Origin of the sequence: Brucella rhizosphaerae (assembly GCF_002252475.1) — a bacterium.
In the GTDB taxonomy this organism is placed as follows: domain Bacteria; phylum Pseudomonadota; class Alphaproteobacteria; order Rhizobiales; family Rhizobiaceae; genus Brucella; species Brucella rhizosphaerae.
This window is the reverse complement of sequence record NZ_NNRK01000034.1, coordinates 471,787-494,595: the sequence shown is the minus strand read 5'-3', so window position 1 is coordinate 494,595 and position 22,809 is coordinate 471,787. Positions and strand designations below refer to the sequence as shown.

The following is a 22,809-nucleotide window of genomic DNA, read 5'->3' as shown; positions in this document are numbered from 1 at the left end:
GCAATTCAACCCAAGATTAATTCCGCAATATATTCATCAGCTTACAATGAAAGCCGAGCGTGGCCATATTACTTTTACTTCGGCACCTTGTCCGGGATTCTTGCGATTTTTAAAGCTAATCTGCGCTCCTGAACGTTCCAGCAGAGTTTTTGCGATAAAAAGCCCCAACCCAAGACCGCCACCACCATTATGAGCCCCATCGCGGCTGGTCATATAGGGTTCACCGATTCGGTCGAGAATTTCCGGTTTGAACCCCTCGCCATCGTCCTGAATGGTAACGGTGACGTTCGTGTCGGTCCAACCCCATGTAACGCTGACTTCATCGCGTGCAAAATCGACCGCATTCTCCACCAGATTGCCAAGACCATAAAGCAGACCCGGATTACGACGCACAACCGGCTCCGGCTTGGGGCCTTCCTGTTTTGTCACTTCGAGCAGAATCCCAAAATCGCGATGCGGCTCAATCACTTCCTCGATCAATGATGAGAAAGGCAGACGCGACATGTGTTCCTCATTTTCCGAGGACAGACTGGTCAACCGCTGAAGAATTTCGCGGCATCGCGCAGCCTGCGATTGCAAAAGTGCAATGTCTTCTGCAAGTCCCGGATCGCTATCGGGCTTGTTGGCATAAGCGCGCTGCATTTCCTTGACCACCAGAGTGATGGTGGCAAGTGGCGTACCCAGCTCATGGGCTGCTGCTGCTGCCAGCCCATCCAGTGCGGTCAGATGTTGCTCGCGCTGCAAAATGAGTTCTGTTGCGGCCAAAGCATCGCCAAGCTGGCGTGTTTCTTCGGCAATACGATAGGCATAAACGCCGGTAAAACCCAGTGCGGCAATGATCGCGCACCAAATGCCGGCCACAAAAAGAAATGGCAGATTGAGCGTTTCGCCGGGATACCAGGGCAGAGGCTCATAGCGCAGCGTCAGCACGGAGGTACTCAGCACAACGAGGAGTGCGAGAGCCAGCGTATGGCGCACCGAAAGCGATGTGGCAGATATGATGACCGGAGCTATCATCAGGATAACGAAGGGGTTTTGTACCCCACCCGTCAGATAGAGCAGTCCTGCCAGCTGCAAAATATCGAAAGCCAGCACAATGCTGGCAGCTGTCGGGCTCAGACGATGGTTGGTCGGAAAGCGAAATGCGAGATAGAGATTGAGCCATGCAGAGCAAGCTATCAGCGCGAAGCAAATACCCACCGCAAAATTGAATTGCAGATAGAGTGCCACAAACATAACCGCTGCGGTCTGCCCGGCAATAGCCAGCCAACGCAGACGCACCAATGTAGTGAGGCGCGGTTTTCGCGAAAGATTAGAAGCTCGGTTATCGAATTCTGCGTGCATGGCCACCCCAGAGCATTTCCAGCAAAAGTGTAGAATTTCCTTGTGTTTGGAAATGCGTAGACAAAGAAACAGAGCGGTTTCTCAGACATAAGAAAGCGAAACCGCTCTGACGGCCCCTTATGCGGCAACGCGCATATTCACGCAAGCAGAACTGTGTCATCCAGTCGCAGGCTAAAACCAGAGTGGCTCGGAACACCAGCCCCTTGGGGAGTATCATGCTTTCGCTGCATCCCAACTTATTGCCCGATGAAATTGTGTCATTTTTGTGAATCAATTATAACAGTTCTACTGCCACGTGTAGGGGGAACGCATGATTGTCTTCAGGGGGAAGATATCGTCGGGACTGGGGAAGCATTCAGAGCTTGTAATTCCCGGGAAACGCGATCTGAAAAACTCGCCGACCGACTGGCCAGACAGATTTGCATCCGGCTCACTAAATGTGCAGATCACGGAATATCCAATCGTCCTGCAAAGCCGGCGCAAGCAACTCACCGCACTGGATCGTGGCCTCGTTCCACCCACCATGGTGATCCCGCAGAATGAAATTCTGAACAACAGTCTGCGTCGCAAGCTTTTCAAACCACGCCGCGGCACCGGTCAGGCTTGGCGTGCGACGCTTCACTCCCATTCCCGTTCCATGCATGTCTGGGTTTTCCGGCGCGTCGGATCGCATATGCACGACTGTCTTGAGCTGATCTCAGATAAGCGCATACGTGACAATCTTGACATCCGGGATCAGGACGAAGTTCGCATCGTTCTGCATTCCTAAGACGCATCAAGTCCCGCGCGGCTTGGCCCTGCGGGTGGCTTCTGCATTGGCTGGATCTTCCGGCCAGACATGGCGCGGATAGCGGCCGCGCATATCAGAGCGTACATCGGCCCAGGAACCCTTCCAGAAATTAGGCAAATCCCGCGTGATCTGGATCGGGCGATGGGCTGGAGAAAGCAATTCCAGCAGCAGCGGCACTTTGCCGTTGGCAATAGCTGGGTGGATGCCAAGGCCGAAAAGCTCCTGCACGCGGACGGCGAGAACCGGCTCCTCAGTGTCATAGCGGATCGGAATATTAGAGCCAGTCGGCACTGCAAAATGCGTTGGTGCCAGTTGATCGACACTCCGCTGGAGGTCGAATGGCACAAGGCTCATCAAACCGTTTTTCAGTACATGCGCAGGGATGCGGTCGAGTTGTGCCTCACCGGTCAGGAAGGGTAACAGCCAATCGTCGAGATGGGCGATCAGATTGTCGTCATCCATTGACGGCCATGGATCACCAAGACCGCGATAGAGCCATCCCAAACGGCGGCGCAGGATGTCAGCCTCTTTGCCCCATGGCAGAATGTCCAGCCCATGCTCGCGCACCGCGGCAATCACCCCCTCGTCAGCGCTTGCACCTGAAGGCGTGGCCAGCGGCTTTTCTGACAGCGCAATGGCACCGATGCGCACGGCCTCGCGGGCACGAAGGGTATTTTTCTCGGTATCATAGACGACCTGTCGTCCGCTTTCGATCCTGCTGCCAAGGGCCGCGCGGATTTCCGCTTCCGATGTTTCCGCTGCAGAAAGAATGCGAGCACGTCCGGCTTTACCCGACATATCGGCCACCACCAGCCATGATGCGCGGCTGAGACTGATCGCGGGGTCAACTTCACCACCGCGCCCATTGGCGAGCAGAAATTGCCCGGTTTGTCCGCGTGCCCTGGCAACACGATCAGGATAGGCGTCAATCAACATACGGCCCACGCCTGAGCCTGCCGCTTCACCCTTATTAGGCACATTCGCAGCAAGGCGCTTCGCCAGACCTTTGGCACGCTGTGCGCGGTCCGATCGATCATTGCGAAAACGCGACATGCGGGTGTCGAGATCGGTTTCATTGCCGCCGAGACCACGCTCGGTCAGAAGCATGGCTAGTTCTGCGGCCCGTAAAGCTTCGCCACGTTTGCCCGCTTCGGCCACCATATGTGCAAGACGCGCGGGTAGTGCCAGCGAGCGCATGGCCTCGCCGTCCACAGTCAGACGCCCTGTTTCATCCAGTGCACCAAGCCGCATAAGCAGAGCTTTCGCTTCCTTCAAGGCAGGCAGCGGCGGCTTATCAAGCAGAGAAAGCGTTGCCGGATCGGTAACGCCCCATGCAGCTGCATCAAGCACAAGACCCGACAAATCTGCTTCGAGAATTTCGGGCGGAGAGAACGCGGGGAGCGATGCCGTCTGCCCCTGATGCCAAAGGCGGATCGCAATACCCGGCTCAGTACGCCCGGCACGACCAGCGCGCTGATCGGCGGATGCGCGCGAAGTGCGCACGGTTTCCAGCCGGGTCAGGCCGGTGGCCGGCTCATATTTTGGCAGGCGTGCAAGGCCGGAATCGATCACCACGCGCACCCCATCGATGGTAATGGAGGTTTCGGCGATCGATGTGGCCAGCACCACTTTGCGTTGGCCAGCGGGTGCCGGCTTGATGGCAGCATCCTGATCTCGACCTTCCATCGCGCCATAAAGTGGTGCCAGAATAATATTGGCAGGCAGAGATTTTTCGAGAATGCCAGCCGTGCGTTCGATTTCGCCCTGACCGGGCAAAAAGGCAAGAACACTGCCGGTTTCATCGACCAGCGCCTCGCGCACGGCACGCGCGACCGCGTCTTCAATCCGCTCATCGGGCTTGCGGTCACAATATCGAATATCAACAGGATAGGCGCGACCTTCGCTCTCAATAACAGGAGCATCGCCCAAGAGCTGCGCCACGCGGGCACCGTCCAGCGTTGCCGACATGACAAGGATTTTAAGATCGTCGCGCAAGGCGGCCTGCACGTCAAGCGCAAGCGCCAGACCAAAATCGGCATCAAGGCTGCGTTCATGAAACTCATCAAACAGAACCGCAGCGACGCCCTTGAGGTCCGGATCATCGAGGATCATGCGTGCGAACACACCCTCAGTTACAACAAGGATTTTGGTCTTCGCCGAAACCTTGCTTTCAAGACGCATGCGATAGCCCACCGTTTCGCCCGGTTCTTCACCGAGGAGCGATGCCATGCGCCGTGCCGCTGCACGTGCCGCCAAACGGCGGGGTTCGAGCAGCACAACCACCCCATCGCCGCGCCAGCCTGCCTTCAGGAAATGCAGCGGCACCAGCGTCGTCTTGCCCGCACCGGGAGGAGCGACGAGGACGGCGCTAGAGTGAGCGGCAAACGCCGCGTCGAGCTGCGGCAAAATGCGGATAACGGGAAGGTCGGGCAGGCTCGTCAAAAGAATTCCCATTAGGTAGTGCGTTGCTTTCGTGCTTATCACACAAGGAACCAAGATGATCCATATCCGAAAATCTATTCCGGTGGATGCCCCCGCCCTCACCGCTATCTGGCGGGAAAGCGTGCTGGCAACACATGATTTTTTAAGCCGCGAGGATTTCAACGAGATTGAGACACTGGTTGGCGAACAATATCTGCCTATTGTCGAGGTGTGGGTCATTGAGGATGATGGCAAGCCAGTCGGTTTTATGGGTATGAGCGAGAGCAATATTGATAGCCTGTTTATTTCGCCAGACCAGCGCGGAAAAGGCATTGGCAAGCACATGATCGCGCACGTGAAAGCGCTTGTCGGCACGCTGACTGTCGATGTGAATGAACAGAATGTGCAAGGCACCGGCTTCTATCGTCATATGGGTTTCGTCGAAACGGGCCGCTCGGAAACTGACGATCAGGGGCGCCCATATCCGCTGTTGCATATGCGGCTTGAGGCATAAAATCTGATATCATCGCATTGCGCGCAAAATCATACCGCCCCCGGCGGCTTCTGGAGCAATTGACATACTCCCCTATAGTATATAGATTTTGTGATAATCGGGAGATTTCATGCCGCATTCACCGGAAGACAAAAAGCGCGCCCTGACGCGCCTGCGCCGTATTAAGGGGCAGGCCGAAGCGCTGGAACGCGCGGTGGAAGCAGGTACGGAATGTGCAGCTCTGTTGCAGCAGATTGCGGCTCTGCGTGGCGCGACAAACGGCTTGATGGCGGAGGTGCTTGAAAGCCATTTTCGCGAGACATTCGGGCAGTCGCAGGAAAAGACGGCAAGCGCCACAGCGCAAGAAACCGATATACAGATTGATGAAATCATGCGGATTTTGCGCACTTATCTGAAGTGAACGCGAAACGCTTATCGAATAGTTATAGAAGGAATATCGCCATGAAATCACGTGCAGCCGTTGCCTGGGAGGCAAAGAAGCCGCTCACCATCGAAACCGTCGAAATCGGCGGTCCACGCGCAGGCGAAGTGCTGGTCGAGATCATGGCGACCGGCGTTTGTCATACCGACGCCTATACGCTGTCCGGCCTTGATTCAGAAGGAAAATTCCCGGCTATTCTCGGCCATGAAGGTGCAGGCATCGTGCGCGAAGTGGGCGCAGGCGTTACCTCGGTCAAGCCCGGCGATCATGTGATCCCGCTTTACACGCCCGAATGCCGCCAGTGCAAAACATGCCTTTCGCAGCGCTCGAACCTCTGCACCTCGATCCGCGCCACACAGGGTCAGGGCCTGATGCCCGACCGTACCACCCGCTTCTCCTGTGATGGTGGCGACGTGTTCCATTATATGGGCTGCTCGACCTTCTCCAACTTCACCGTTCTGCCGGAAATTGCGGTTGCAAAGGTTCGCGAAGACGCGCCTTTCGACAAGATTTGTTACATCGGCTGCGGCGTCACCACCGGTATTGGCGCGGTAATTTACACGGCAAAAGTTCGTCCAGGTTCCAATGTCGTGGTGTTCGGTCTTGGCGGCATCGGTCTCAATGTCATTCAGGGCGCCCGCATGGTCGGAGCCGATAAAATCATCGGCGTCGATATCAACCCATCCAAGGTTGAAATGGCGAAGAAGTTCGGAATGACCGACTTCATCAACCCGCGTGAGATCGGCAATGACAAGGTTGTGCAGGCCATTCAGGACCTCACAGATGGTGGTGCAGACTATTCGTTTGACGCCACTGGCAACACCGATGTCATGCGTCAGGCGCTGGAGTGCTGCCATCGCGGATGGGGTGAATCAATCATCATCGGCGTGGCCGAAGCAGGCAAGGAAATCGCCACACGTCCATTCCAGCTCGTCACTGGACGCGTGTGGAAGGGAACGGCATTTGGCGGTGCACGCGGTCGTACAGACGTACCGAAGATTGTCGACTGGTACATGGAAGGCAAGATCGACATCGACAGCCTCATCACCCACACGATGCCGCTTGAGGAAATCAACACCGCCTTCGATCTTATGCATGACGGCAAATCCATCCGTTCGGTGATTGTCTACTGATGAGTGAAAAGCTTTTTATCTCCCATTGGGATGAAATCGACGGCCTGACGCCACGCGCGCTTTATGCGATGCTGAAGCTGCGCGTAGATGTTTTCGTGGTGGAGCAAAAATGCCCCTACCCCGAAATCGACGGCAACGACTATGACGCGTTTCATCTGCGTGTTCTCGATGGAGAGGAACTTGCGGCCAGTTTGCGTGTTCTTCCACCGGAAACTGCAGGCAAACCGGCCAGGATTGGGCGCGTTGTCGTGGCGCCGGATTATCGCGGGTACAAGCTCGGCCAGCGCCTGATGAAAGAGGCCATAGAGTTTACGCAGCAACGGTTTCCCGGCATCGCTATCGAGCTTGGCGGACAGAGCCATCTGCAGAAATTCTACGGCTCGTTTGGCTTTGTTGCGATTTCGGAAGAATACTTAGAAGACGGCATTCCGCATGTGGATATGCGACTAGACCCGAAGGAAGTGACCGCCTGATGTTTCTGCTGCGCCGCCATATGTCATTCTATCTCGCAGCCATTGGCGGCGTCGCAACCTTTATTATCGCCTGGCTTCTCAAAAGCCCGCTCGCCCCGGTCATAGGGGCAAACTGTTTCTTCGTTCTCTACCTTATTCTGGCACTTGTGGTTCTGCCCAAACTCACAGTTCCCTACCTCAAAAAACATGCGGCAAAAGCAGACGAACCGATCTGGATCATCTTTCTGGTGACTTTTGCCACTGTTGTGGTTGCGGTGGTTTCGCTGTTCATCCTGATCAATCAGCAACCCAAAGCCGATCTGTTTTCGCTGATGATGACGCTGGCGTCCGTGCCGCTTGGATGGTGCACGATCCACATGATGACAGCGATCCACTACGCACACATGTATTGGCAACCGCGTGAGCCAGCGGGCGACGATGCGGCCCGTGCCAGCAGGTATCGTGGCGGCTTCAATTTTCCGGAAACGCCCCAGCCATCGGGCTGGGACTTTGCCTATTATGCCTTCATCATTGGTATGACAGCACAGACTTCGGACACCAATGTCACGACCACTGCGATGCGAAAAGTGACGCTTCTGCACAGCATCGTGTCATTCTTCTTCAATACGGTCCTTGTCGCCGCGACAGTCAATGTCGCCGTCGCATTCGGAAACGGATAAACAGCAGGAAATCTCATGGAAACGATCTCAACGGCCAAATGCTTTGGTGGAACGCAAGGCGTCTATCGCCATAAGAGTGAGACAAATCAATGCGATATGACCTTTGCTGTTTTCTTGCCCCCGCAAGCCGTCGACGGCCCTGTGCCGGTGCTGTGGTATCTTTCGGGCCTCACTTGCACACATCAGAACGTGATGGACAAGGGCGAATATCGGCAACTGGCTTCAGAACTTGGAATTGCCGTCATTTGCCCGGATACCAGCCCGCGTGGTGATGATGTTCCAGATGAACCGGATAACTGGCAGTTCGGCAAAGGCGCAGGCTTTTATGTCGATGCAACACAAGCGCCATTTGCTGAAAACTATCAGATGTATAGCTACATCACGAAAGAACTGACCGATCTGGTGGCAAGCGAGTTTCCGCTCGATATGTCGCGACAGGCAATCACCGGCCATTCAATGGGCGGACATGGCGCACTAACGATTGCGCTCAAAAACCCGGATCGCTTCAAGTCGGCATCTGCTTTTGCGCCTATCGTCCAGCCTTCAACTGCCGGATGGTCAAAGCCTGCGCTCGAGAAGTATCTTGGGGCTGAGGAACGCGCATGGCGTGCCTATGACACAACTCTTCTGATTGAGGACGGTTATCGTTTTCCGGAGTTACTGATCGACCAAGGCACAGCTGATGGCTTCCTTGATGAAGGCCTGCGTCCCTGGCTACTGGAAGAGGCTTGCAAGAAGGCAGGCATGCCGCTCACGCTCAACATGCGCGAGGGGTATGACCATTCCTATTTCTTTATCTCGACCTTCATGGATGACCATCTTAAATGGCACGCTGAGCGCCTTTCAAAATGAGAAAAGCCCGGCCAAAGCCGGGCTTTTTTCTTGCATAATTTCCAGCGAACGTGTGAACCGCTCTAGCGCTTCACCACCTTCATCGGCAGACCACCCTGTGGTTGTGTGGTCAGCTTCTGCACTGGCCATGGCTTTGTCGTTTCAAGCACGTCAAATCGATGATCACGCAGCAATATCGCAAGAGCGATAACCGCTTCCTGCAAGGCAAAGCTCGCACCTATACAGACGCGCGGGCCTGCACCGAACGGCAGATATTGGAACCGATCTATCTGATCACGATTTTCCGGCCAGAAACGCGAGGGTTTGAAGGCGTCTGGCTCATCCCAATAGAGCCTGTGACGATGGATCACCCACGGCATGACGAGAACAGCTGTACCTTTGGCAATTTTCAAATCTCCATAGGTATCATCGACTGCCGCCTCACGATTGATCGAAGGCGCAGGTGGGTAAAGTCGCATGGCCTCCTCAAAAGCTGCGCGTGTTAAAGGCAATTTTGCCAGCCACTCCTGTGGCGGCAGCTCATCACCACCCTCTGCAAAGAATGCATCGATTTCCGCCTCCACATGGACACGCTCATGTTGTGCTTTTGCAAGCAGATAAAGCGTCCAGCCGAGTGCGCGCGCGGTCGTCTCGTGGCCCGCACCGATAAAGGTGATGATGTTATCTTCAATCTCGGAGCGGGTCAGTCCCTCCGGTCCTTCAGCGCGCAAAAGCAAGGTGAGGAAATCGTTTGGAACATCCTCGCCATTGTCCATGCGTGCCTTGCGCATAGAAATGGTTTCGGAAACCAGTTCACGGAAGAAGCCAAGCGATTGCTGTCCGCGCAAACGCGTAAAACGTGGCAACCAGTCTGGCAGGCCAAGCAGATCGAAGGGATCAACCCGGCCCATTGTTTCAAAAAGCTTATCTATCTGACGGGCGAAATCATTCGGGTCACCGGCAATCTCGCCGGAAAACAGAGTTTCGGCCAGAATGTCATAGGTGAGAAGTGTCATGTCATGAGCGACATCAGTAATCGTGCCACTTGTCTTGTAGCGCTCGACAAAATGCTTTGAGCGCGCAAGCATAGCATCAGCGAAGCCGCCGATATGGCGTGGGGTGAAGACCGGCGCCATGGCCTTTCGCGAACGCTTCCAGGTTTGCCCCTCAGCGGTCAGAAGACCATCACGCAGGATGGGGCGCAGCACACGCTGACGAATAGCGGACATGGGATAATTAGCGGCGTTATCCACCAGCACATGCCGTATCAGACCCGGATCATTGGCAATGACGGTTTTGATCCCAAGCCAGCTGACTGATACCCACGGCTCGTTGTAGGAGGGTTCACCCCATAATTCGAGCGGGTTTTTATAAACCACCCGCATCATCTCAAAACGCCCGACTGGCTTGTCGCGCGGGCGCGGTGCTGGCGGAACAAAAGGATTGGCGGTTTCGGTCATCTTGGCTGCAACTTCCATCAAGCGTTCCTTGCTTATAAATTTCAGGTCAAGAACGCCCCCGTTGGATAGGATATAAGCATCAATTGTGGCGGTTCCAGACGCGGTATGCCAGCCCGGCCCTGTATAGCTTGCCAAAAGAGCTGAATCCCCGTCAAATTTGGCCCCAAAATTTGGAAAAATCGCCTTTAACGCCTATATTAAAACCATGTTTGTCGTGTGATTCGACAGTGTATTTGTTGCTGCAATTGCAGCAGGCTTTAGGGCCGCATTCGCGGCGCATTTTCGAAAGATTTTCATGAGCGAGACTCCAGAGATGAATTCCGAAGCCCCCGCCGAATATGGCGCGGATTCCATTCGTGTGCTGAAAGGTCTGGATGCTGTTCGTAAGCGTCCGGGCATGTATATCGGCGACACGGATGATGGCTCCGGCCTGCATCATATGGTCTACGAAGTGGTGGACAACGCCATTGATGAAGCGCTTGCCGGACATGCCACATTGGTGACTGTAACGCTGAACGCTGATGGCTCCTGTACTGTGACCGATAATGGCCGTGGCATCCCCACCGATATCCATAAGGAAGAAGGTGTTTCGGCCGCTGAAGTCATCATGACCCAGCTTCATGCTGGCGGTAAGTTCGACCAGAACTCCTATAAGGTTTCCGGCGGTCTGCACGGTGTGGGTGTTTCGGTTGTGAACGCGCTTTCGGTCTGGCTGAAGCTGAAAATTCGCCGCGCAGGCAAAATTCACGAAATGAGCTTCACGCATGGCGTTGCGGACTCTCCGCTGGTTGTGACGGGTGAAGCTGGCAGCGATACCGGTACGGAGGTGAGCTTTCTTCCTTCAACCGATACGTTCACCATGGTTGAATTCGATTACGACACGCTGGAACGCCGTCTGCGCGAACTGGCGTTCCTGAATTCAGGCGTCCGTATCAACCTGGCCGATCGCCGGCACGCTGATATTCGTGAGCAGGTACTGCACTATGACGGCGGTGTTGTCGAATTCGTAAAATATATCGACAAGGGCAAGAAGGCTCTTCTGGAAGAACCGATCTACATCCGCAGCGAAAAAGACGGCATGACCGTTGAAGTTGCAATGTGGTGGAATGATTCCTACCACGAGAAGGTGCTTTGCTTCACCAACAACATTCCACAGCGCGATGGCGGTACGCATCTGGCCGGTTTCCGTGGTGCGTTGACGCGTCAGGTAACGGGCTATGCGGATTCTTCCGGCTTGACCAAGAAGGAAAAAGTGCAGCTCACTGGCGATGATTGTCGCGAAGGCCTCACCGCAGTTCTTTCCGTCAAGGTTCCAGACCCTAAATTCTCGTCGCAGACCAAAGACAAGCTTGTTTCCTCCGAAGTACGTCAGGTCGTTGAAAGCCTCGTCAACGAAGCGCTTTCGACATGGCTTGAAGAACATCCTTCTGGCGGAAAGACCATTGTTGAAAAGGTCATTCAGGCAGCAGCAGCCCGTGAAGCGGCCCGCAAGGCACGTGACATCACCCGCAAGAGCAATCTGAGTGTGACGTCCCTGCCTGGCAAGCTTGCTGATTGTCAGGAACGTGATCCTGCGAAATCAGAAATATTCATCGTCGAGGGTGACTCCGCCGGTGGCTCCGCCAAAAGCGGTCGCTCGCGTCAGAACCAGGCAATCCTGCCGCTGCGCGGCAAGATCCTCAATGTGGAACGTGTGCGTTTCGACCGGATGATCTCATCTGATCAGGTTGGCACGCTGATCACAGCGCTCGGCACCTCCATCGGCAAAGATGAAAACTACGGCTTCAACCCGGATAAGCTGCGCTATCACAAGATCATCATCATGACGGATGCTGACGTCGACGGTGCGCATATTCGTACGTTGCTGTTGACCTTCTTCTTCCGCCAGATGCCGGAACTGATTGAGCGCGGACATATCTATATCGCGCAGCCACCGCTCTATAAGGTGTCGCGCGGCAAGTCCTCGCAATACATCAAAAACGAAGCTGCGTTCGAAGACTTCCTCATCGAAACAGGTCTTGAAGAAGCCGCTCTCGAAATGGCAAGCGGTGAAGTCCGGGCCGGGCCCGACCTGCGGTCTGTCGTTGACGATGCACGCACACTGCGCCAGCTGCTCGCCGGTCTGCACACTCGCTATGATCGCAGTGTCGTTGAACAGGCTGCAATTGCCGGGCTTCTCAACCCGAATTCATCAGCGAACGATGCCGCCGCACTAACCTCTGCAGGCATTGTCGCACAGCGCCTCGACATGATCTCGGAAGAAACCGAGCGTGGCTGGACTGCACATGTCACGGAAGATGGCGGCTATCGCTTCGAGCGTATGGTCCGTGGCGTCAAGGACGTCGCCATTCTCGATATGGCGCTGCTCGGTTCCGCCGATGCACGCCAGATAGACCGTGTGGCTTCACGCCTGTCAGAAGTCTTTGCCGAGCCACCTTTGCTGCGACGCAAGGACAAAACAGAAGTGCTGTCTGGTCCAATGTCTCTCCTCGATGCGATTTTCGCAACAGGACGCAAAGGTCTGACGCTACAGCGTTACAAAGGCTTGGGCGAAATGAACGCCGATCAGCTGTGGGAAACCACGCTCGATCCGAATGTACGTTCGCTGTTGCAGGTCAGGGTCAACGATGCAACCGATGCAGACTCGCTCTTCTCTCGCCTGATGGGCGACGAAGTCGAGCCGCGCCGCGAGTTCATTCAGGAAAATGCGCTAAGCGTTGCCAATCTCGACGTGTAAAAAAACAGCCCCCCGAAGACATGCAAGCTTTCGGGGGGCTTCTGATTTATGGACAAGAAAAAGCCCGCCGATTGGCGGGCTTTTTTATGATCGGAAATTACTCTCCGCGGTTCTTCTTCGGATAGCCGCTTTTGCCGTCCTTCTTGAAACCATCTTTCTTGAAGTCGCCCTTAGGCTTGGCCCAGCTACCCTTCGCGTTATCACGGTTATTGTCGCGCGGACCGTCACGGAAATCGCTTCTTGGCTTGTCGCTGCGTGGCTTGAAATCACGCTTGGCTTCACGAGGAGCTGCATCGCCACCGGCACCAGCAACAGCCGGGCGGATCACGAGACCCTTTTCGCCCGTGCCACGCTCTTCAACCGAACGGCGGAATTCATCAGCCTTGGATGCGACGATTTCAAAGCGGGTTTCGTTGTCGAAAATCTTGATCGAACCGACTTCGCGCTTGGAAACGTCACCGGCCTTGCAGATAAGCGGCAGCAGCCACTTTGGATCAGCGCGGTGCTTGCGACCAGCCGAAACCGAGAACCAGACGCCATCAAAACGCGCATTGCGGTCGAAACGTTCGCCTTGCTCTGCACGATCACCGCGATCAAAGCGCTCGCCACGTTCTGGGCGATCACCACGCTCTGTACGCTCGCGCGGCTTTTTGCTGGCAATCGGATGAACCGGTGCGTCAGAAATATCTTCGGCGGCAGGCAATGCTGCAAGTTCACGATTGAGGAATGCAGCTGCGATCTGTTCCGGCGTATAACGCTCGGTCAGTGCCTTCAGGAGTTCCTGATGTTCTTCTTCAACGGGCTGATTGAAAGCCTCGCCATTGAGAATACGTTCGTTGTTCTTGGCCTGAACAGCAGCGATGCCGGGTGCAGGAACAGTCTGCGCATCAAGCTTTGCCATGTGCAGAAGACGCTCGGCAATGCGGCGACGTGAGAATGGAACCACCAGAACACAAGTGCCCTTGCGGCCCGCACGACCGGTACGTCCCGAACGGTGCAGCATAGTATCCGGATTGTTCGGCAGATCGGCATGAATAACCAGATCGAGATTTGGCAAATCGATACCGCGAGCGGCAACGTCAGTTGCCACGCAAACGCGGGCACGGCCATCACGCATCGACTGTAGCGCATTGTTGCGCTCGGCCTGGCTCAATTCACCCGACAGCGCCACAACTGCGAAACCGCGATTGGACAGGCGGCTCGCCATGTGTTTCACAGCTTCACGGGTTGAACAGAAGATAATCGAGTTCTGCGCATCATAATAAAGAAGCGTATTGATGATCGCATGATCGCGTTCCTGTGGCGGAACCGGCATGGCGAAATAATCAATATCGGCATGCTGACCCGCTTCGCCTGCAGCAGAGATACGCAGCGCATCTTTCTGGAAGCGCTTGGCAAGCTGTGCAATTGGCTTTGGTACGGTTGCCGAGAACATCAGCGTACGGCGATCAGCCGGTGCTTCGCCGAGAATGAATTCGAGATCTTCACGGAAGCCCATATCGAGCATTTCGTCGGCTTCATCGAGCACTACGACGCGCAGTTCGGACATATCCAACGCATTACGTGTAATGTGATCGCGCAGACGGCCCGGCGTGCCAACAACGATATGCGAACCGCGTTCCAGCACACGACGCTCAGAACGGATATCCATACCACCAACACAGGACGCAATGCGTGCACCGGTATCGGCATAGAGCCATTCCAGTTCGCGCTGAACCTGCAAAGCCAGTTCGCGCGTTGGCGCGATGATCATAGCAAGAGGCGCTCCCGGATTACCGAAACGCAGTTCATCGCCAAGAATGGTCGAAGCCATAGCAAGACCAAAGGCGACGGTTTTACCGGAGCCTGTCTGTGCAGAGACGAGCAGATCAGCGTGGAGAGTTTCCGGCGCCAGAACAGCGTTCTGAACAGCGGTGAGAGTATTGTAACCGCGAGCGGCTAATGCTCCGGAAAGAGCCGGAGCGATGGATTCGGGCAGAGACATGAATGACTTTCAAAAAAGCTTCACAAGCCGCAAACCCATTGGTCACAAACCCACTGGCGACTACCGAAGCAACAGAATTGCCGCTTACCTATAGCGTCAAACCTCTCAGGTCAACCGGCTGAGACCCTAATGGGCCTCATCCCAGTTATGCGCTGCACGCGCATCGACATGTAAAGGCACCGAAAGTGACACTGCTGGCATGGCCGCATTTTCCATGACATGGCGTACCAGAGAAATCGTATTTTCTACTTCGTTTTCAGGTACTTCGAAGATCAGTTCGTCGTGCACCTGCAACAGCATACGCCCGTTGAGCTTGTCTTTTTGAAGGGCGTCTTCCATGCGGATCATGGCACGACGGATAATATCTGCTGCTGCCCCCTGAATCGGGGCATTGATAGCCGCGCGCTCGTTAAATGCACGAACCTGAGGGTTTGAAGCTTTGATATCCGGATAATGCGCGCGACGACCGAAGATGGTTTCAACATAGCCATGTTCGCGGGCAAAAGCCTTTGTCGCTTCCATATATTCCTTGATGCCAGGGAACCGCTCGAAATAAGTGCGGATATATTGTCCGGCTTCTTCACGCGGAATGGAAAGCTGATTGGCAAGACCAAACGCTGAAATGCCATAAATGATACCGAAATTGATCGCCTTGGCACGGCGCCGCACTTCAGACGGCATGCCTTCCACCGGCACACCGAACATTTCCGATGCAGTCATGGCATGAATGTCGATACCATCCGCAAAAGCCTGTTTGAGTTGTGGAATATCCGCAACATGAGCCAGCACACGCAACTCAATCTGGCTGTAATCGGCAGAAACCAGCTTGTTGCCTGGCTCTGCAATAAAGGCCGTTCTGATCTTGCGTCCTTCGGCGGTACGTACCGGGATATTCTGCAAGTTTGGATCAGACGAAGACAGACGCCCCGTCGAAGTGGAAGCCATCGCGTAAGACGTATGCACGCGCTTGGTCTGCGGGTGAATGAAGCCGGGCAGCGCATCGGTATAGGTGGATTTGAGCTTGGTCAGCTGACGCCAGTCAACGATCTTGCGCGGCAGTGGGAGGCCCTCGGCAGCCAGGTCTTCCAGCACCTGCGCGGAAGTGGACCATTGTCCGGTCTTTGTCTTTGACGCGCCCGGCAAGCCCATCTTACCAAACAGGATATCACCAAGCTGCTTTGGCGATCCGATATTGAACTTCTCGCCTGCCAGTTCGTAAATCTCGTCCTCAAAGCCTGCCGCAGCCTGCGCCAGATCACCCGAAAGCCGCGACAGAACCTGCCTGTCGACAGAAATACCGCGCTCTTCCATCCGCGCCAGCACGTCCACCAGCGGACGTTCCAGCCGTTCGTACACCGACATCAGGCCTTCTGCCGCCAGACGGGGCTTTAGCACATGCCAAAGGCGCAGCGTCACATCTGCATCTTCTGCAGCATAGGCCGTGGCCCGGTCGATCTCGACCATATCGAAGGTAACGGCATTCTTGCCGCTGCCTGCCACGTCCTTATAGGCGATTGGCGTATGTCCCAGCCAGCGCTCGGACAACGGGTCCATACCATGACTTCCGGTGCCCGCATCGAGCACATAGGAGATCAGCATCGTATCATCGAAAGACACTGTGTTGACGCCATGACGGCGCATGACCAGCCAGTCATATTTCATGTTCTGTGCAATCTTGAGAACAGATGTGTTCTCAAGGACAGTTTTCAAAGCAGCAATCGCCTGATCGAGCGGGATCTGCCCCTCAACCATACCGCCGCCGAGAAGATCACCCATGCCAGATTTATGCTGGAGCGGAATATAAGCCGCCTTGCCCGGCGCAAGTGCCAGCGAGAAACCGATAAGTTCGGCCTGCATCGGATCAAGCGAATTGGTTTCAGTATCAAAGGCAACAACGCCTGTTTCGATGGCTTCGGCCAACCATTTGTTCAGCGTTTCGATATCGCGGATGCAGGTATAAGCGCTGGTATCAATCTTTTGAGCCAAAGCATCGGATGCACGCTTTGCTGCGAGTGCTTTCGGTGTGTAGCCGTCCGCTTGTGATGCTGCTGCAACAGAAGATTTTGCGGCAGTATCTGATGCATTTGTGTCTGTTGACTTAACCGGAACATCGACGTCCGGGCCATGCGCATCCGCACCCCATTCCGTCTCGATGTGCGAAGGTTCAATTGCCGACGCATCTGTGTCAGTCGCTTCCGCCACACGACGCGTGAGCGATGTGAAATCCAGTGCCTTCAGAAAACCAATCAGCTTGGGGCCATTTTGCGGCTCCAGAACGAGACCTCCCAGATCAACATCCAGCGGCACATCAGTCTTAAGCGTCACCAGTTCACGAGCGATCTTGGTCTGATCTGCAAAGGCGATGATGTTTTCGCGGCGCTTGTTCTGCTTGATCTCGGACGCACGTGCGAGCAGCGTATCGAGATCGCCAAACTCTTCCAGCAATTGTGCCGCCGTCTTCGGGCCGATGCCTGGAATGCCTGGCACATTGTCTGTGCTGTCACCGGTCAGTGATTGCAGATCAATCATCTTTTCCGGTGGAACGCCCCACTTTTCGATCACTTCCGGGATCGAAATCTGCTTGTCTTTCATGCCGTCATACATCGACACCTGTGATGTGACGAGCTGCATGAGATCCTTGTCTGAGGAAACGATGGTTACATCGCCGCCTGCAGCTTCAGCCAGCCGGGCATATGTGGCAATCAGATCGTCGGCTTCAAAACCCTCTTTCTCGATGCAGGGCAGATTGAACGCGCGCGTCGCCTGACGGATCAGGCCGAACTGCGGAATGAGGTCTTCCGGCGGCGCTGTACGGTTCGCCTTATATTCGGGATAAATCTCTTTACGGAAAGTCTGCGACGAATAATCGAAAATGACTGCGAAATGCGTAGGCACGACACCGACATCAGTGTTTCGTGCGTCTTTCAACAGCTTCCACAACATGTTGCAGAAACCCGAAACTGCTCCCACCGGCAAGCCATCTGTCTTGCGGGTCAAAGGTGGCAGGGCATGATAGGCACGGAAAATATAGCCCGAGCCGTCAACGAGAAAGAGATGATCGCCTTTTTTCATGCCTTAGAATTAGAGGAAACCAAGCACAAAGAAAACCGGCCATATGTCAGGAGAAACATGTGTCCACCGTTGGATCGCACAGGAGCGTCTTCTGTGAACGGGGTTACTCCAAATCCTCCTGTATAAACTCGCCGGAGACATGGATATCGATCATCTCGAGAAGACCAGGACCGACATTGACATATTTGTGCGCAATGTTGGCTGCACCAAATACGACACTGCCCTGTTCGGCTTCGAATTGCTCATCACCGACCGTGAACAAGGCTCGCCCGCTACGCACGATGAAGATTTCATCATAGGGGTGGCGATGTAATCCGGGGCCGCGACCAACCTCCTCGGTCGCATAAAAAATGACTGACGCACCCGTTCCGAAAAGCTTCCCCTCAAAACTGCCATGCCACATATCCGGCTTCTTCTCCCAGTCTTCCCGACTGAGCATTGTGACCTTGTTCATGAATACTCCTTCCGCCTTCGTTTTCAGAATATTATCAGCGAATGATTACGCCCGGTAAGGTAACGATTATGTTACGAATTTGTAATCTTCCGTGCCCTTGAATAGCCACTTTTGGAGGGCCAGATTACACCCATCGACAGTACGTCGGTCGCCGGTTTTCTGACCCGTCCCCCGTTGGATACCGGTTGTTGCGACAGCCTCATTCCCCTCTCCGGGCTGTCGTTTGTGAGTGTAGTGATATGGCCGTTGTGGTAACCCCCTCACCGCAACGGCCAATTCACTTTCTGATCTCAGTTTTGCATTCAAATTGGGTTTCTTCTTGGACTGGCCGGTTGTACTGTGCAGCAGTTTTACGACTCGTCAGGAAGTATCCATGTCCGCGCAATCACTCGATAAAGTCCTCAATTATCTCGACACAAATCTCAATACGAGCATCGATCATCTGTTCGATCTTCTGCGTATCAAGTCGATTTCGACCGATCCGGCTTACAAGGCCGATTGCCGTAAGGCGGCCGAATGGCTCGTCGAGGACCTCAAGTCAATTGGTTTCGATGCAAGTGTGCGTGACACACCCGGCCATCCAATGGTCGTTGCCCATCACGAAGGCGCTACAGCCGATGCTCCGCATGTGCTGTTCTATGGTCACTACGATGTGCAGCCGGTCGACCCGCTCAACCTGTGGGAGAACGATCCGTTCGAGCCAGCAATCAAGGACATGGGAAATGGTCGCAAGATCCTGACCGGTCGTGGTACATCCGACGACAAGGGACAGCTGATGACCTTTGTTGAAGCCTGTCGCGCCTATAAGGCGATCAACGGCAATCTGCCCGTCAAAGTGACATTGCTGTTTGAAGGTGAGGAAGAATCAGGATCCCCTTCACTCAAGCCTTTCCTTGATGCGCATAAGGACGAACTGAAAGCCGATGTAGCGCTTGTTTGCGACACCGCCATGTGGGACGCTGAAACGCCAGCTATAAGTGTTGGCCTGCGCGGACTGGTCGGCGAAGAAATCGTCATCAAGGCTGCTGACCGTGATCTGCATTCCGGTTTCTTCGGTGGGGCAGCGGCCAATCCGATTCATGTACTCAGCAAGATTCTCGCCGACCTGCATGATGAAACCGGCCGCGTCACCGTTCCGGATTTCTACGAAGGTGTCGAAGAAACGCCGTCGCAGATTTTGCAGTCATGGGAAAACCTTGGTCGCACCGCAGAAAATTTCCTCGGTCCGATAGGCCTCTCTATCCCATCAGGTGAAAAAGACCGCAGTGTGCTGGAACTAACCTGGGCGCGCCCAACGGCTGAAGTGAACGGTATTATCGGCGGCTATACGGGTGAAGGCTTCAAGACCGTCATTGCTGCACAGGCTTCCGCAAAGGTTTCGTTCCGCCTCGTGCACAAACAGGACCCGGTGAAAATTCGCGAAGCTTTCCGCACCTTTGTGCAGGAGCGCCTGCCAGCCGATTGCTCAGTCGAGTTCCATCCACATGGCGGATCGCCCGCGATCCAGTTGCCTTATGATTCCCCGCTCGTTTCCAAAGCAAAGAATGCGCTTTCTGATGAATGGCCGAAACCTGCCGTATTGATCGCTATGGGCGGATCGATTCCGATTGTCGGCGATTTCGACAAGTTCCTCGGCATGGAATCCCTGCTGGTCGGCTTCGGCCTTGAAGACGATCGCATCCATTCACCCAATGAAAAATACGAGCTGAACTCCTTCCATAAGGGCCAGCGCTCTTGGGCCCGCATTATGGCTGCTATCGCAGCCAAATAAGGAAGACCAGATGAGTATCCGTTTTCACAAGCACGATCTGCCCAATCTGGACCACTATCAGGTTGATGCGGTCGCTATCGACACCGAAACGCTGGGCCTGAACCCGCATCGCGACAGGCTATGCGTCGTTCAGATCTCGCCCGGCGACGGTTCGGCCGACGTCATCCAGATCGAAGCAGGGCAGAAGAAGGCGCCTAATCTGGTCAAGCTTCTGAAAGATCGTTCGATCACCAAGATCTTTCACTTCGGCCGTTTTGATCTGGCGGTACTGGCACATGCTTTCGGCACCATGCCACAACCAGTCTTCTGTACGAAAATTGCATCCAAGCTGACCCGCACCTATACGGATCGTCATGGTTTGAAGGAAATCTGCAACGAGCTTCTCGATGTTTCAATTTCCAAACAGCAGCAATCATCCGATTGGGCAGCGGAAGTCCTTTCGCAAGCTCAACTCGATTATGCCGCCTCAGACGTGCTTTACCTGCATCGCCTGAAAGCAGTATTCGAGAAGCGTCTTGAGCGCGATGGCCGGGCAAAACAGGCCGACGCCTGCTTCAAATTCCTGCCAACCCGCGCGGAACTTGATCTGATGGGTTGGCCTGAGCAGGATATATTCGCTCATTCATAATGTTTGAAATGGCCATGGCAATTTTAAACGGCGGCAGTAGCCGCCGTTTTCTTTTGCGGCGAGCGATCAATATAAGCCCATGCCGGACGGCGGAACAAAAACTGCCCATAACCCGTCAGTTGAATGAGCCCATAAAGAACGACCGGGCCAATGACACCGCTTGCGGTTGTCAGCAGCGAAACCGTTCCGACATCGAGAAAACCAACCTTGAGAAGAATTGTCCGCGCAATTGCCATAGGCAGAAAAAAGGCGAGATAGACGACAATCGAATGCGCTCCGAGCCAGCTTAACCCTCGATGCAGCACATTTTTATGCGGCAGCAAGCTCAACAGCGATGAAATCGAAATTATCGCTAATGCACCGACAAGCCCCAGCAAAAGCGAAATAATCGGGAGATCGCTTACAGCCCCTCGTCCGTTTAAAAGATCACCCGCAGGCGCTATCAGCGAAGCAAGGCTTTCCGGCACTGGCATGAAGACCAGCATATATTCGATGAGCCCCCAGACAAGCAGCCCAACTATTCCCAGGACCGGACGCTGACGCAGCCAATCGGCGATGCGGAAAATCAGAGGCGCAAAAGCATAGCCTGCAAAGAAATAGACAAAGCGCGAGCAGAACTCGTCGATCATTGTCCAACCCGTATGGATAGGCAGAATTTCCAGAATGGCCAGCAATGCGAAAGTCAGCCCGACGGGTACGCGCTTCAACAGGCGCGTCGCAACGAAAAAGACCGGCAGTATGTAAATGAACCAGAGTGTTCCGAACGGCTCGATGAAAGCCATAAGGTAGGCTTGGGCAATGCCGGTAACACCGGCCTCGCTTGCAATAGCTGGTGCCTTGAATGCAAACTGGATCGTCAGCCATAAGATGTAGAAATACAGAAAGTGAATGACCTTGCGATCAAGATAGCGCCGCCATGGTCTATCAATGACAAGGCTGAGAAAGAGACCGGAGATCAGGAAAAAGTCTGGCATACGGAAGGGCTTGGCGAAAGCCACGACATGATGCATCCAACCTTCGGAGCCAGCCGCCTTTTCCACGCCCAACGTGGAATGCATCATGACAACAAAGATTATGCAGATACCCTTGGCAATATCGACCCAGTCGACACGCTGCACAGCGCCAGTTGCCCCACCCATTTTATTTTCTCCGTGCCTAAGACCCGCACCCTATACCCCAATCCGGATAGCAAAAACATCCTTACGGAATACAACCCTGGATTTTAACTGTTTGGTAACCAAGAACAGCAGCTAATCAAGCTAATCACGTTTCTGTGCGCAACTTTTGCGACAATTACGCGACTGTGGCCTTCTTGCTACAGACTCTTTTCGTCAATCGCTTATATTGGATGCAACAGGTTTAGAACTCCACATTCCCCAAAAGGAGATTTTATTATGAAGCTCAAGTCTCTTCTTCTCGCATCCACAGTTGCTCTTCTCGCTGCAACTGGCGCAAAGGCAGCCGACGCAGTTGTTTACGAAGAACCAGCTCCAGTTGTTATGGCTCCGACCTTCACCTGGAACGGTGCTTACCTCGGTGGCCAGATTGGTTACGGCTGGGGCAAGTCGCGTTTCGACGGTGGCGTCAACGTCAAGCCAGATGGCTTCCTCGGCGGTCTTTATGCAGGTTACAACTTCGATCTCGGCAACAGCGTTGTTCTGGGTATTGACGGTGACGTAACCTACAACAACCTCAAGGACAGCTACTCTGAAACTTTCCTTGACGGAACAGACAGCGTTGAAAGCAAGCTGCGTTGGTCGGGTGCCGTTCGTGCCCGTGCAGGTTACGCAGTTGATCGCTTCCTTCCATACATCGCTGGTGGTGTTGCTTTCGGAAGCGTAAAGAACACATTGTCGTCGACTGGTGCTGATGGTTCGTTCGAAGCCTCGCAGAGCAAGACCCTCACCGGCTGGACCGCTGGCGCAGGTATTGACTACGCAGCAACTGACAACGTCATCGTTCGCCTTGAATACCGTTATACCGATTACGGCAACAAGGATTACGACTTTGGCTTTGGCGACGGTTCGGTTCGCAACAAGTTCAAGACCAACGAAGTTCGTCTCGGCGTTGCATACAAGTTCTAATCTGAGCTGATCAGATGGACTATTTTAAAGGCC

18 protein-coding genes are annotated in these 22,809 nt (G+C 54.4%); 11 read left to right on the top strand and 7 right to left on the bottom strand.

The window, feature by feature from the left end:
* Window positions 1–36 precede the first annotated feature (36 nt).
* Window positions 37–1,344: an ActS/PrrB/RegB family redox-sensitive histidine kinase gene (locus tag CEV32_RS19410; RefSeq protein ID WP_094578742.1), complete on the bottom strand. Its 1,308-nt coding sequence runs from the start codon at window positions 1,342–1,344 to the stop codon at window positions 37–39.
* Between the two features lie 310 nt (window positions 1,345–1,654).
* Between CEV32_RS19410 and CEV32_RS19405 the strand changes: the two genes are divergently transcribed.
* Window positions 1,655–2,113, top strand: coding sequence for a hypothetical protein (locus tag CEV32_RS19405; RefSeq protein WP_094578741.1), 459 nt, complete (start codon window positions 1,655–1,657; stop codon window positions 2,111–2,113).
* A gap of 6 nt (window positions 2,114–2,119) precedes the next feature.
* Here CEV32_RS19405 and hrpB read toward each other — a convergent pair whose 3' ends face one another.
* Window positions 2,120–4,576, bottom strand: a complete 2,457-nt coding sequence (gene hrpB / locus CEV32_RS19400; protein WP_094579176.1) for an ATP-dependent helicase HrpB — start codon at window positions 4,574–4,576, stop codon at window positions 2,120–2,122.
* Window positions 4,577–4,631: 55 nt separating this feature from the next.
* Here hrpB and CEV32_RS19395 point away from each other — a divergent pair, with 55 nt between their 5' ends.
* The 6 genes from CEV32_RS19395 to fghA all read left to right on the top strand — a co-directional run bounded on the left by CEV32_RS19395 (window position 4,632) and on the right by fghA (window position 8,607).
* Window positions 4,632–5,069 (top strand): acetyltransferase, encoded by a 438-nt coding sequence (locus tag CEV32_RS19395; protein ID WP_094578740.1) that lies wholly within the window; start codon window positions 4,632–4,634, stop codon window positions 5,067–5,069.
* A gap of 109 nt (window positions 5,070–5,178) precedes the next feature.
* Entirely contained in the window at window positions 5,179–5,469 is a 291-nt protein-coding gene (locus tag CEV32_RS19390) for a metal/formaldehyde-sensitive transcriptional repressor (protein WP_094578739.1), read from the top strand.
* Window positions 5,470–5,510: 41 nt separating this feature from the next.
* Window positions 5,511–6,623, top strand: a complete 1,113-nt coding sequence (locus CEV32_RS19385) for an S-(hydroxymethyl)glutathione dehydrogenase/class III alcohol dehydrogenase (protein ID WP_094578738.1) — start codon at window positions 5,511–5,513, stop codon at window positions 6,621–6,623.
* Window positions 6,623–7,096, top strand: a complete 474-nt coding sequence (locus CEV32_RS19380; protein ID WP_094578737.1) for a GNAT family N-acetyltransferase — start codon at window positions 6,623–6,625, stop codon at window positions 7,094–7,096. The genes CEV32_RS19385 and CEV32_RS19380 overlap by 1 nt, the downstream gene beginning before the upstream one ends.
* Window positions 7,096–7,755 carry a DUF1345 domain-containing protein gene (locus tag CEV32_RS19375; protein ID WP_094578736.1) on the top strand — a complete coding sequence of 220 codons (660 nt, stop codon included), beginning with the start codon at window positions 7,096–7,098 and terminating at the stop codon, window positions 7,753–7,755. The genes CEV32_RS19380 and CEV32_RS19375 overlap by 1 nt, the downstream gene beginning before the upstream one ends.
* A 15-nt stretch (window positions 7,756–7,770) precedes the next feature.
* Complete coding sequence (gene fghA / locus CEV32_RS19370) at window positions 7,771–8,607, top strand: S-formylglutathione hydrolase (protein ID WP_094578735.1); 837 nt, start codon at window positions 7,771–7,773, stop codon at window positions 8,605–8,607.
* Between the two features lie 62 nt (window positions 8,608–8,669).
* Here the strand turns inward: fghA and CEV32_RS19365 are convergent, their stop codons facing one another.
* Complete coding sequence (locus tag CEV32_RS19365; RefSeq protein WP_094579175.1) at window positions 8,670–10,064, bottom strand: cytochrome P450; 1,395 nt, start codon at window positions 10,062–10,064, stop codon at window positions 8,670–8,672.
* Window positions 10,065–10,341: 277 nt separating this feature from the next.
* Between CEV32_RS19365 and gyrB the strand changes: the two genes are divergently transcribed.
* On the top strand, window positions 10,342–12,783 hold the full coding sequence (gene gyrB, locus CEV32_RS19360; protein ID WP_094578734.1) for a DNA topoisomerase (ATP-hydrolyzing) subunit B: 2,442 nt from the start codon (window positions 10,342–10,344) through the stop codon (window positions 12,781–12,783).
* Window positions 12,784–12,880: 97 nt separating this feature from the next.
* Here gyrB and CEV32_RS19355 read toward each other — a convergent pair whose 3' ends face one another.
* The 3 genes from CEV32_RS19355 to CEV32_RS19345 form a co-directional block, all read right to left on the bottom strand.
* Window positions 12,881–14,767 carry a DEAD/DEAH box helicase gene (locus tag CEV32_RS19355; RefSeq protein WP_094578733.1) on the bottom strand — a complete coding sequence of 629 codons (1,887 nt, stop codon included), beginning with the start codon at window positions 14,765–14,767 and terminating at the stop codon, window positions 12,881–12,883.
* Between the two features lie 126 nt (window positions 14,768–14,893).
* Window positions 14,894–17,839 carry a DNA polymerase I gene (gene polA, locus CEV32_RS19350; protein WP_094578732.1) on the bottom strand — a complete coding sequence of 982 codons (2,946 nt, stop codon included), beginning with the start codon at window positions 17,837–17,839 and terminating at the stop codon, window positions 14,894–14,896.
* 103 nt (window positions 17,840–17,942) lie between these two features.
* On the bottom strand, window positions 17,943–18,293 hold the full coding sequence (locus CEV32_RS19345) for a cupin domain-containing protein (protein ID WP_094578731.1): 351 nt from the start codon (window positions 18,291–18,293) through the stop codon (window positions 17,943–17,945).
* 373 nt (window positions 18,294–18,666) lie between these two features.
* Between CEV32_RS19345 and CEV32_RS19335 the strand changes: the two genes are divergently transcribed.
* On the top strand, window positions 18,667–20,064 hold the full coding sequence (locus tag CEV32_RS19335) for a dipeptidase (RefSeq protein ID WP_094578730.1): 1,398 nt from the start codon (window positions 18,667–18,669) through the stop codon (window positions 20,062–20,064).
* A 10-nt stretch (window positions 20,065–20,074) separates the two neighbouring features.
* On the top strand, window positions 20,075–20,692 hold the full coding sequence (locus CEV32_RS19330; RefSeq protein ID WP_094578729.1) for a ribonuclease D: 618 nt from the start codon (window positions 20,075–20,077) through the stop codon (window positions 20,690–20,692).
* 23 nt (window positions 20,693–20,715) lie between these two features.
* Here CEV32_RS19330 and CEV32_RS19325 read toward each other — a convergent pair whose 3' ends face one another.
* The gene (locus CEV32_RS19325; protein WP_094578728.1) at window positions 20,716–21,831 is read right to left on the bottom strand and encodes an acyltransferase family protein; all 1,116 of its coding nucleotides are present in this window, start codon (window positions 21,829–21,831) and stop codon (window positions 20,716–20,718) included.
* 255 nt (window positions 21,832–22,086) lie between these two features.
* Here CEV32_RS19325 and CEV32_RS19320 point away from each other — a divergent pair, with 255 nt between their 5' ends.
* The gene (locus CEV32_RS19320; protein WP_094578727.1) at window positions 22,087–22,776 is read left to right on the top strand and encodes an outer membrane protein; all 690 of its coding nucleotides are present in this window, start codon (window positions 22,087–22,089) and stop codon (window positions 22,774–22,776) included.
* Window positions 22,777–22,809 lie beyond the last annotated feature (33 nt).